General features: G+C 70.7%; 6 protein-coding genes. 5 read left to right on the forward strand and 1 reads right to left on the reverse strand.

The annotated features are described in order from the left end of the window. Positions 1-4: 4 nt before the first annotated feature. Entirely contained in the window at positions 5-3,133 is a 3,129-nt protein-coding gene (locus MKK84_RS19715; protein WP_243922705.1) for a rhamnan synthesis F family protein, read from the reverse strand. Positions 3,134-3,542: 409 nt separating this feature from the next. Here MKK84_RS19715 and MKK84_RS19720 point away from each other — a divergent pair, with 409 nt between their 5' ends. From MKK84_RS19720 to MKK84_RS19740, 5 genes are all read left to right on the forward strand, one after another. Beyond that, on the forward strand, positions 3,543-4,091 hold the full coding sequence (locus MKK84_RS19720) for a formaldehyde-activating enzyme (RefSeq protein WP_243922707.1): 549 nt from the start codon (positions 3,543-3,545) through the stop codon (positions 4,089-4,091). A 175-nt stretch (positions 4,092-4,266) separates the two neighbouring features. Beyond that, entirely contained in the window at positions 4,267-5,271 is a 1,005-nt protein-coding gene (locus MKK84_RS19725; protein WP_243922709.1) for an AAA family ATPase, read from the forward strand. Positions 5,272-5,374: 103 nt separating this feature from the next. Then, on the forward strand, positions 5,375-6,286 hold the full coding sequence (locus MKK84_RS19730) for a DUF58 domain-containing protein (RefSeq protein WP_243922711.1): 912 nt from the start codon (positions 5,375-5,377) through the stop codon (positions 6,284-6,286). A gap of 7 nt (positions 6,287-6,293) precedes the next feature. Further along, on the forward strand, positions 6,294-9,113 hold the full coding sequence (locus MKK84_RS19735) for a DUF4159 domain-containing protein (RefSeq protein WP_243922713.1): 2,820 nt from the start codon (positions 6,294-6,296) through the stop codon (positions 9,111-9,113). 310 nt (positions 9,114-9,423) lie between these two features. Beyond that, on the forward strand, positions 9,424-11,508 hold the full coding sequence (locus MKK84_RS19740; RefSeq protein ID WP_243922715.1) for a hypothetical protein: 2,085 nt from the start codon (positions 9,424-9,426) through the stop codon (positions 11,506-11,508). Positions 11,509-11,511 lie beyond the last annotated feature (3 nt).

Below are 11,511 nucleotides of genomic sequence, written 5' to 3' on the forward strand. Positions count from 1 at the left end.
GGAATCAGGACCGTTCAGCGCGGAGGCGGGATAGGCTCGCCTCCATGGCGGCCGCGACCGCGCCGGTGGACAGCCGCTCGCGGATGCGCGCCCGGGCGGCGACACCGATCCGGGCCGCCTCTCCACCCGTCACGGCCCGGGCCGCATCGGTGAGCGCCCGGGCGAGGTCGGCCTCGTCCACCTGGCCCCATTCGGCACCGCGCAGGTACGGGCCGTAGGTCTGGTCGAGGGCGGTGACCTCGGCCTTCACGGGGAAGCCGCAGGTGGCGTCGAGGAAGTCGCGGCAGCCGCCGTAATCGGTGGCGACCACGACCTTGCCCATCTCCATCGCCTCGGCGATCGTCAGGCCGAAGCCCTCCGAGGAATGCGACGACGCGTAGACCGCGCCGAGCTCGAACAGGGCGCCGAGCTCGTTCTGCGAGAGCGGCTGGTCGATCACCACGACGTCGCCCGAGGTTCCGACGAGGTCGAGCAGCTTCTTGCCCTCCTCGGGCAGATCGAAGACGTGCTTGGTTTTGAGCACGAGCTGCCAGCCGGCTTGCCCGAGACCGGCAGCCCGGAACGCCCGGATCAGCGCGTGCGGGTTCTTGCGGGCGAGGTAGCTCGACCCGTCGAAGGCGTAGAGGATCACCCGCCTGGACGGGTCGATCGCGAAGGCCTTGCGCAGGTTCGCCTTCGCGGCGGCGCTCGCCGGCTCGCCGGCCTCGTTCTCGACCACGTAGGGCACGACATCGACCGGGATGTCGGTGATCTGCCGGAAGATCGCCGCGCAGAACTCGGTGGGCGCCCAGATCGCGTCGAGCCCGTCGACGGTGGGCAGCCAGCCGCCCGGCACGTGGGAGGTCTCCCAGACGAACAGCCCGATCTTCAGGCGCGCCTGCGCGGCTGTCGCCTGCTGCGCGTCGCTCATGAGCGAGTGCCAGCTGTCGCCGTTGAAATGCACCAGGGCGACATCCGCCGGTCCCGAGAAGGTCCGGGCCTGCCAAGCCGGCGCCACCCGGGCGTGGACGTGGAAGGGGCGCTCCATCGGGTGGATGTTCAGCGCGAACGGCGCGCGGTGGAGCGCACGGGCGTAGCTCCGGGCCGCGACCCCGAGGCCGTTGGCGTAGTTCATTGGCGAGATGAACGACACGCGCAGCGGCCGCTCCGGCGCCTCGGGTTTGCGCAGGTCCGCCCAGATCCTGGCGCCGGGATACGTGTAGGTCACGTCGAGCCGGTCGAGGTCGAAGCCGCGCTCCGCGATCGCCTCCCGCACCGCCGCACCGCCGATCGCGGCATGCTCGCCCAGGAGCGAGCGCTTCACGAACGGGAAGCCCTGGCTGAGCATGTTCTCCCAGTCGAACAGGGTACGGTTGTTGCGCGGATCGTTGACCAGCGACATGTGCTTGTTCTGCGCCGAGAACAGGCTGCGCATCCCGAGCCCCGCGGCCCGCATCCGCTGCGAGAAGGTCAGCTCGTACTCGGTGATCACCGAGTTCTTGTCCGGCCAGTTCGCCACCGACAGGAGGAAGTGATTGAACGCGTAGGACGATAGGCAGCGCCGCTTCAGGGCCAAAAAGAAGCTCTGCAGGTGATGACTGTAATAGAAGTTGTCGGCGAGCCCGATCACCGCCTCCGGGAACGCATCGATCTTCGCCAGAAGCGCAGCGAAATCGTTCCCGTCGAGGGGCCCGACGAGGCTGTCGTTGGCAAGGTACAGCATCTCCGAGTCGAGGAGATCGACATCCTCCAGCAGGACATGCGCCCAGGCGGCGAAATCGAAGCCCTTGTTCTCGCGCAGATAGACCGAGGCGCACAGATCCAGGATCGCCTGTGGCACCGCGTTCTTCTGCTGGTCGGCGGCGATGATCAGGACGATGTCGGCCCCGTTCTCCGCGAAGGCCTTCAAGTAGGGCTCGACATGGCCGCGGATCCGGCCCTCCGGGCAATGGGTAATGAACAGGGCCGTGCGGTTGTGCCGGCGCGGCTCCCGCTTCAGACAGGACAGGTGGGCGTCGGACGCCTCCGGCACCGTGCTGCCGGGGACGCGCCGGGTGAGCCGCCCCGCCTCCAGGCCGGTCAGCACGTAATCGACGAGCGGGTTGAGCCCGAGGGCAGCGACCTTCGGGTAGCGGGCGAGATACCAGGGTGCGTCGAAGCGCGGTGACGGGCTGGTGCTGCGCCCGCCATCCGCGAGGAAGTGCACCAGCGGATTCTGCCCGGCGCCGTCGCCGGCGAAGTAGGACTTCGCGTACCAGCGCGTGTCGAACCAGGGTCCGGGATCCAGCCCCTCGGCGGAGCCATGCTCCAGGAAATGGACCAGGGGGTTGAGGGCGTCGGCCCGCACGGCGGTGGATTGGGCCGCGTACCAATCCGGGTCGAACAGCGGATGGGGCGCGTAGCGGCGATAGCCGCCCGCCATGACGTAGTGCTCCAGGGGCTCAAGACCGCTGGTCGCGGCCTCGGGGCAGCGCGCGCGGTAGAATTCCGCGTCGAAGATCCCGGAGCGGCGGATCAGGTCCACGTGCCGCGACAGCCCGACGAACTCCTCCGGATTGCGCAGGTAGCCCTGCTTCCGGCCGGTCTCGTAGTAGTGCGCGAGGGCATTGCCGCCGGCAGCCCGGGCGTCGGGATAGCGGGACAGGTACCAAGCCGTGTCGAACAGTGACGACGGGTCGGTGCCCGGATTGGCCAGGAAGTGCAGGAAGGCTTCTCCGCGCTGCTGCGCGCCGCCGAGATAGCGTTCGGCGTACCAGTCCGGATCGAACAGCGGGTTGGGGCGGATCCCCGCCTCGGCGCCGCGGTCGCGGTAGTGGAGCACCGGATTGATGCCCTCGGCCCGGAGCCCCGGCACGGAGTCGAGGTAAAGGTCGCCGTGGAACAGCGGGTGCGGCCAGCGCCCCTCTCGGCCGCCATGGACCGCATAGTGCACCACCGGATCGATCCCCTCTCCGACCACGTCGGGATAGCGCCGGGCGTACCATGCGGGATCGAACAGGCCGGATGCCTTGACCGCCTGGATCAGGTCCGCCTGCCGGGGTTCGCCGCGGCGGCGCTTGAGCCGGCGGGTCAGCGGACGCGCGAGGGATTGCGCCGCCCCGGCGAGGCCGGCCGTTTCCGGTAATCCGGCGGCGAACACATTGCGAAGGCGCATGGTGGGGTCCGGATACGCGAGAAGCCCGAACAGCTGCCCACGCCGCGATCCGCGAGAGACATCAGAGGGTTCGGCCGGTCCGGCGATCGCAGGCGGGACCGCCCCGGCCTGGGCGCCTTCCTAAAGGTCCGGGTCGCCGACGCCAAGACCCGGCGGCCAAGACCCGACTGTGGGACGGGTGACGCCGCCGCGCCCGGGACCCGTGGGATGGCCCCCGGAAATTCCCGCCCGTCCCTATCCTGCGGTCGCCGGCTTCGTGTACGAGCCGCGTTCACGGAAGGCGTCGGCGGCATACGCGACCCCGGCGGCCGATCCGCACCCGGAGCGATCGCGGAAGCCCGGGGTCGCGCGAGCAAAGGCGCGACGCTGCTCCGTCCGGCGCAGACCACACACGATGGAGCCTACCGCAATGAGTGAACGCATCATCCTCCGCGCCGGCGAAGCCCTGGTGGCGGGCGGTCCGCCGAACACCGCGGCCGAGCCCGAGGTCATCATCGGCGAGCTCGACGGACCGGTCGGCACTGCCCTGGCGACCCTGACGGGCGATCAGGTCGTCGGCCACAGCCGCGTCTTCGCGCTGCTCAACACCGACATCATGGTCCGCCCGGTGACGCTCTGCGTCTCCAAGGTGAGCGTGACCGAGAGCAAGTACACGTCGATCCTGATGGGCACGGTGCAGTTCGCCATCGCCAACGGCGTGCTCGACGCCGTGCGGGCGGGCTACATCCCGAAGGAGAAGGCCAACGACCTCGGCATCATCTGCTCGGTCTGGCTGAGCCCGGGCGTGATCCAGGCCGAGACGGTCGACCACAAGGCGCTGTTCGAGATCCAGCGCAAGGGCATGACCGAGGCGATCCGCAAGGCCATGACCAACGAGCCCTCGATCGACTGGCTCCTCGAGAACCAGGACAAGATCGTGCACAAATACTACACGATGGGCCTCCAGGGTAAGATCTGACCCTGTCGCGGCTGCCCGCCGGAACACCTTCCCGCGCGCCGGACCGGGGCTCGCTTCGGCGCCCCGAATTGGCGTGCGGCGATCCCGACCTTGCCAGCCCGGTATCATCAGCCCCACACTTACGGGATTGACCGGCGGGCCTTTCCGAAGGCCCGGGCAGGAGATGGATAGCGGCATGACGCAGGGGATCAGCCCGGCCACCACCCTCGACGACGGCATCGTGGCGACGGCTGAGAGCTGCCTCGCCGATGTCGGCGCGGCGCGGGACGCGATCCACGGGGTGATCTTCGGGCAGGAGAAGGTGGTCGATCTCGCCCTCGTGACCATCCTGGCGGGCGGCCACGGCCTGCTGGTCGGCCTGCCGGGCTTGGCCAAAACCAAGCTGGTGGAGACGCTCGGCACCGTGCTCGGCCTCGACGCGCGGCGCGTGCAGTTCACCCCGGACCTGATGCCCTCCGATATCCTCGGGACCGAAATCCTGGAGGAGGATGCCGAGCGCCGCCGGGCGTTCCGGTTCGTGCAGGGACCGGTCTTTACCCAGCTGTTGATGGCCGACGAGATCAACCGCGCGAGCCCGCGGACGCAATCGGCCCTGCTCCAGGCCATGCAGGAGGGTCACGTTTCCGTGGCCGGCGCCCGCCACGACCTGCCCCGGCCATTCCACGTGCTCGCCACCCAGAACCCGATCGAGCAGGAGGGCACCTACCCGCTGCCCGAGGCGCAGCTCGATCGGTTCCTGCTGGAGATCGATGTCGGATACCCCGACCGCGCCGCCGAACGCCGGATCCTGATCGAGACCACCGGCGTCGATGAAGTGCGGCCGCGGGTCGTGATGTCCACCGAGCAGCTGCTGACCGCCCAGCGCCTCGTACGCCGGCTGCCGGTGGGCGAGGCCGTGGTGGAGGCGATCCTCGACCTCGTGCGCGCCGCCCGGCCGGACAGCGGCAACGCGATCGTGAAGGACAAGCTCCTCTGGGGTCCCGGCCCTCGCGCCAGCCAGGCGCTGACGCTCGCCGCCCGCGCCCGGGCGCTGATCGAGGGCCGGGTCGCCCCGTCGGTAGCCGACGTGAAAGCCCTGGCCGAGCCGGTGCTCAAGCACCGGATGGCGCTGAGCTACGCCGCCCGCGCGGACGGCGAGACCATTGAGGGCCTGATCGCCAAGCTCGCGGGGAAGATCTAATCCGGAAGCATTTTCGAGTTAGGTGGATGCCGGCTAACATGAAGAAAATGCGTACCTTCGAGCCATCGTCGGCGCTGAGCCGCGCCGAAGGGCTCCGCTGACGATGGTCGCGACAAACGCCCTCGACGCGGGCAGACGCACCCCAGGCCGGCGCGAGAGCGAGGGCGCGACGGCCCTATCCGACAAGATGCCCCGCCTCGTCCTGGAAGCGCGGCGCGTGTCGAGCCTGCTGGCTCACGGCCTCCACGGGCGCCGCCGCGCGGGTCCCGGCGAGAGTTTCTGGCAGTTCCGTCCCTTCGTCACCGGCGAGGCCGCCGCGCGCGTGGATTGGCGCCGCTCGGCCCGGGACGACCGGCTCTATGTGCGCGAGCGCGAATGGGAGGCGGCCCACAACATCTGGCTGTGGATCGACCGCTCGGCCTCCATGGGCTTCGTTTCGGACCTGGCCACGGCGCCCAAGGTCGAGCGCGCGCTCATCCTCGGGCTGGCTCTGGCTGATGCCTTCGTGGAGGGCGGCGAGCGGGTCGGGCTCCTCGGGCTGACCCGGGCCAGCGCGTCGCGCGGCATCGTCGAGCGTCTGGCCCAGGCCCTTGTGGCCGACACGGCCGGCCTCACCGAGGACCTGCCGCCCCGGGCCACCCCAGCCCGCTTCGACGAGGTGGTGCTGATCGGCGACTTCCTCACCGAACCCGACCGGATCGCCGCCGCCGTTCAGAACCTCGCCGGCCGTGGGAGCCGCGGCCATCTCCTGATGGTGGTGGACCCGATCGAGGAGACCTTCCCGTTCACCGGTCAGGCCGTGTTGCACGATCTCGAAGGCAGCCTCAGCCTCGATATCGGCGACGCCGATGCCTGGGGGGCGCGCTACCGTGCCCGGATCGCCGAGCACCGGGCCGCGTTGGCGGCCATCGCCCGCGGTCAGGGCTGGACACTCACGATCCACCGCACGGACCGGCCGGCGAGCGAGGCGGCCCTGCGGCTCGCCACACTGATCGCCGCCCGCGGCACGGAGTGAGGCCGCCATGCTGGGTCTGACCTTCGCCGCCCCGCTCGCCCTCGCGGCGCTGATCGGCCTGCCGGCCCTGTGGTTCCTGCTGCGGGTGACCCCGCCGCGCCCGCGGCGGATCAACTTCCCGCCGCTCAAGCTCGTGGCCGACCTGATCCCGCAGCGGCAGACGCCTGCGCGCACGCCGCCCTGGCTGCTGATCCTGCGCCTGCTGATCGCCGCTGCCCTGATCCTGGCGGTGGCAGGCCCGGTCTGGAATGCCGGGGGCGTTGGAGCCGGGGGCGGCCGCAGCGCGCTACTCGTGCTCCTCGACAACGGCTTCCCCGCCGCCCACGACTGGCGCGACCGGCTGCGCGTCGCGACCGACGCCGTAGAGGGCGGCGCCCGCGACGGCCGGCCGGTGGCGGTGATCGGGCTCGCCGACGCCCCCGCGGCGTTCGAGGCGAAGACCCCGGCCGCAGCCCTGGAACGGTTGCGCGCCCTGGCGCCCCGCCCGATCCTGCCGACCCGCGACGCGCATCTCGCAACGATCGAGACCTTCCTCGACAAGAACCGGGGTGCCGGCCTCGTCTGGATCAGCGACGGCGTCGCCGGTGCCGACGACACGCGCTTTTCCAAGGGGCTCGTGGACCTCGCCGGCGACAAGGGTGCCGCGCTCACCGTGCTGCGGGCCGACCGGCCGCCAGCCTTAGCCCTCACCGCCACCGAGAATGCGGGCAAGCTCGTCACCCATGCCCTGCGGGCGGTTCCGAACGGGCGCGATTCCGGCGTGATCCGGGCACTCGACCAGAAGGGCCTGCCGCTCGCCGAACGCGATTTCACCTTCGCGGCCGACGCCACGGACACGGAGGCCACCTTCGAGTTGCCGGTGGAATTGCGCAACAGCATCAGCCGGCTGGAAATCACGGGCGAGCGCTCGGCCGGCGCCGTCGTTCTGCAGGACGAGCGCGGCAAGCGGCGGCGGGTCGGGCTCGTGTTCGGCGGCACACTCGATCAGGCGCAGCCCCTGCTGGCGCCGACCTACTACCTCGCCCGGGCACTCCAGCCGTTCGCGGACGTGCAGGAGCCCCGCGGGGCCAAGGGCACGGCGGAGTCGATCAACCAGCTCCTCGACAATCAGGTCTCGGTCCTCGTGCTGGCCGATGTCGGGGCGCTGGACGAGAAGACCACCGCGCGCATCGAAAGCTTCGTGAAAGAGGGTGGGATGCTCCTGCGCTTCGCCGGCCCGCGCCTCGCCGCCGGCAGCGATCCGCTGGTGCCGGTGCGGCTGCGCCGGGGCGGGAGGACGCTCGGCGGCACCCTGTCCTGGGACAGCCCGAAGACGCTCGCGCCCTTCCCGCCCGAGAGCCCGTTCGCCGGCCTGACGCCGCCGGCCGATATCGGCGTGCGCCGCCAGATCCTGGCCGAGCCCGATGGCGACCTGCCGAACCGGACCTGGGCCTCGCTCCAGGACGGCACCCCGATCGTCACCGCGCAAAAGCGTGGCCAGGGCACGATCGTGCTGTTCCACGTTACGGCCGACACGACATGGTCGAACTTGCCACTCTCCGGCCTGTTCATCGACATGCTCCGGCGCGTGGTGGCCCTGGCCGGTGCCGCGGCGCCGGCTCAGGGTGAATCCCCGCGTACGGCCGCCCCGGTCCTCGCCCCGCGGGTGACGCTGGACGGGTTCGGTGCGCTGGGCTCACCCCCGGCCTCGGCTACCGCGGTGTCGGCCGATTACGCCGACCGGGGGACCCTAGAGCATCCGCCGGGCTTCTACGGCCCGCCGGACGGAGGCATCAGCGTGAACGCCCTCAAGCCCGACGACCGGCTGAAGCCCATCGATACCGCCGCCCTCGACGGTGCCCGGTTCGGCTCGCTCGCCGGGGCCGAGACCGTCGATCTGCGCCCGAGCCTGTTCACCCTGGCGCTGCTGCTGCTGGCGCTCGACACCCTGGCGGGCCTCTGGCTCGGCGGATTCCTGCGCCGCAGCGGCCTCGTGTCCCGCCTGCGCGGACGCCCGGCTGTGCTGGCGCTCGCGGGCGTCGTCCTGCTCGCGGCCCTGCCGGCCGTGCCCGTTCGTGCCGAGGAACCGGCGATCAACCGGCCGAACGGCATCGAATCGGCCCTCGTCACGCGGCTGGCCTACGTGATCACAGGCGACGCCGCCGTCGACGAGGCCAGCCGCACCGGCCTCACCGGCCTGACCCAGATGCTCTCCACCCGGACCGCCCTGGAACCGGGCGAGCCGGCCGGCATCGACCCCGCCAAGGACGAACTGGCCTTCTACCCGCTGATCTACTGGCCGATCGCGCCGAACAGGCCGCAGCCCTCGGAGGTCGCGATCCGCAAGATCGACGCGTTCATGCTCAACGGCGGCACCATCCTGTTCGACACGCGCGATGCGCTCACCGCCCGACCGGGCGGACCGCCCTCCCCGGAGGCGACGTATCTCCGCACGATGCTGGCGACGCTCGAAGTGCCGGAGCTGGAGCCGGTGCCGCTCGACCACGTACTGACCAAGGCGTTCTACCTCGTGGACAGCTTTCCGGGCCGCTACGCCACTGGCCAGACCTGGGTCGAGGCGCTGCCGCCGGCCGCCGAGGGCGCTGAGCGCCGCCCGGCCCGCGCCGGCGACGGGGTAAGCCCGATCGTCATCACCAGCAACGACCTCGCCGCCGCCTGGGCGGTCGGACGTCGCGGCGAGCCGCTCTACCCGGTGGTGGGCGGCGACCAGCGCCAGCGCGAAATGGCGTTCCGCGGGGGCGTCAACATCGTGATGTACACGCTCACGGGCAACTACAAGGCGGATCAGGTGCACGTGCCCGCGCTGCTGGAGCGACTGGGGCAGTGATTTCTTTGAGCATTCAGATCGGCGCCCCTCCCCTCAGGGCCTCGGAAGCCACGTGGATTGACGCCTCATCGCCAGCGACCGAGCTACCGCCACACCGGCTTCCGACGCGCACCCCTTTCCCGGACGCCTGGAACGCAGTGGAAGGTGATCCGGGACCCAGCACGGAAAGCACCGCGCAGCGGCACCGTATGAGCCATCCGGACGCTTCGCGAGATCTCGTGCCGGATCCCGGGTCGCATTCCGCCGAAGCTCCGTGCGCCCAGGAAAGGGGCCGTGCTCAAACGATCTACGTCTTGGAGGTCGGAGCGTCATGCTGAGCCTCAGCTTCACCCCCTTCCTGCCCTGGCCGGCCATCGCCGTGCTGGGCGTGATCGTCGCCGTCCTGGCGGCGTTCGCGGTACTGGCGCGGGGCCGCACCGCCCTGCTGCGCGTCGTCGTCCTGGCCTTGGTGCTCGCGGCGCTGACCAATCCGGCCCTGGTCCACGAGGATCGCGAGCCCGTGAAGGACATCGCGGCGATCGTCGTCGATCGCTCCGGCTCGCAGGCGCTCGGCGACCGGCCGCAGATGACCGATGCGGTCCGGGCCGAATTGCAGCGCCGCTTCGGGGCATTGTCCAACATCGAGACCCGCTTCATCGACGTGCCGGACGCCAAGGACGGCGACGACGGCACCAAGCTGTTCATGGCGCTCGGCCAAGCGCTCGCTGACGTTCCGCCGGAGCGGCTCGCCGGCATCGTGATGCTCACGGACGGCGTGGTCCACGACATCCCGACCGCGATGGCCCAGCTCGGCATCAAGGCGCCGCTCCACGTTCTCGTCACCGGCCATCCCGATGAGCGCGACCGGCAAATCAAGCTGCTGGAAGCCCCCCGCTTCGGCATCGTCGGTAAGGACCTGACCATCCGCGCGGAGGTCATGGAGCGCGGCGGCACCGGCCACGCGGTCGTCACCATACGGCGCGACGGCGAAGAGATCGGCCGGCGGGACGTGGCCACCGACAAGCCGTTCTCGCTGACCACCCGGATCGAGCATGGCGGCCCGAACGTCGTGGAGATCGAGGTCGAGCCGCTGCCGGGCGAGCTGACCAACGTCAACAACCGCGCGGTGCTGCCGATCGAGGGCATCCGCGAGAAGCTGCGCGTGCTGCTGGTCTCCGGCGAGCCCCACCAGGGCGAGCGGACGTGGCGCAACCTGCTGAAGTCCGACGCCAACGTCGATCTCGTGCACTTCACCATCCTGCGCCCGCCGGAGAAGCAGGACGGCACGCCGATCTCCGAACTCTCCCTGATCGCCTTCCCCACGCGCGAGCTGTTTGTCCAGAAGATCAAGGATTTCGACCTGATCATCTTCGACCGCTACGCCAACCAAAGCGTGCTGCCGCAGGCCTATTTCGACAACATCGTCCGCTATGTCCGCGAGGGCGGCGCCCTACTGATCGCCGCCGGCCCCGAATTCGCCGGTCCCGCGAGTCTCGCCCGCACCCGGCTCGCCGGCATCCTCCCGGGTGACCCGGACGGGCGGGTGGTGGAAAAACCCTACAAGGCGACGCCGACCCAAGTCGGCCAGCGCCACCCTGTGACGCGCGCCCTGCCGGGCTCGGACGCCAATCCGCCCGCTTGGGGCGACTGGCTGCGGATCATCGAAGCCCGCACCCGCCCCGGCATCCAGCCGATCCTGTCGGGCGCCGAGGGGTTGCCGCTGCTCGCCCTGTCGCGGGAGGACAAGGGCCGCGTCGCCCTGCTGCTGTCGGACCATGCCTGGCTCTGGGCCCGGGGCTACCAGGAGGGCGGACCCTATCTCGACCTGCTGCGCCGTCTCGGCCACTGGCTGATGAAGGAGCCGGCCCTCGAAGAGGAGGCTTTGCGCGCCCAGACCACCGGCCGCGGCCGGGAGGTCCGGGTCGAACGCCAGACCATGGCGGATCAGGCCGAGCCAGTCACCGTCACGGGTCCGACCGGCAAGGTGACGACGCTGACGCTCAAGCCCCAGGAGCCGGGTCTCTTCACCGCCACCTTCGACGCCGAGAGCCTCGGGCTGCACACGCTCCGCTCCGGCAACCTCGTGGCTTTCGTCAGTGTCGGCCCGGCCAACCCCCGCGAGCTCGCCGATGTGTTCAGCGATACGGAGCGGCTGAAGCCGGTGGCGGACGGGTCTGGAGGCTCGATCCGCCGGGTCGCTGGGTCAGGGGGTGCCATCGAGGTGCCGCGGCTCGCGGTGGTGCGCGGCGGACGGCTCTCGGGCGCGGACTGGATCGGTTTCCGGCCGAGCGACAGCGCCAACATCCGCGGCGTCGAGGTCTACCCGCTGGCGCTCGGCCTCGCGGCCCTGGCGGCCCTGGCCACCGCGCTGCTCGCCATGTGGCTGGTCGAGGGCCGGCGGGGCCGGGCGTTGTAAGGA

The sequence above is a fragment of the Methylobacterium sp. E-065 genome, assembly GCF_022829605.1.
Classification (GTDB): Bacteria; Pseudomonadota; Alphaproteobacteria; order Rhizobiales; family Beijerinckiaceae; genus Methylobacterium.

Bases quoted from the DNA above. Each gene is read 5' to 3' on its own strand.
- MKK84_RS19740 (WP_243922715.1), top strand. From the start codon at position 9,424: ATGCTGAGCCTCAGCTTCACCCCCTTCCTGCCCTGGCCGGCCATCGCC.
- MKK84_RS19730 (WP_243922711.1), top strand. From the start codon at position 5,375: ATGGTCGCGACAAACGCCCTCGACGCGGGCAGACGCACCCCAGGCCGG.
- MKK84_RS19720 (WP_243922707.1), top strand. From the start codon at position 3,543: ATGAGTGAACGCATCATCCTCCGCGCCGGCGAAGCCCTGGTGGCGGGC.
- MKK84_RS19735 (WP_243922713.1), top strand. From the start codon at position 6,294: ATGCTGGGTCTGACCTTCGCCGCCCCGCTCGCCCTCGCGGCGCTGATC.
- MKK84_RS19715 (WP_243922705.1), bottom strand. From the start codon at position 3,133: ATGCGCCTTCGCAATGTGTTCGCCGCCGGATTACCGGAAACGGCCGGC.
- MKK84_RS19725 (WP_243922709.1), top strand. From the start codon at position 4,267: ATGACGCAGGGGATCAGCCCGGCCACCACCCTCGACGACGGCATCGTG.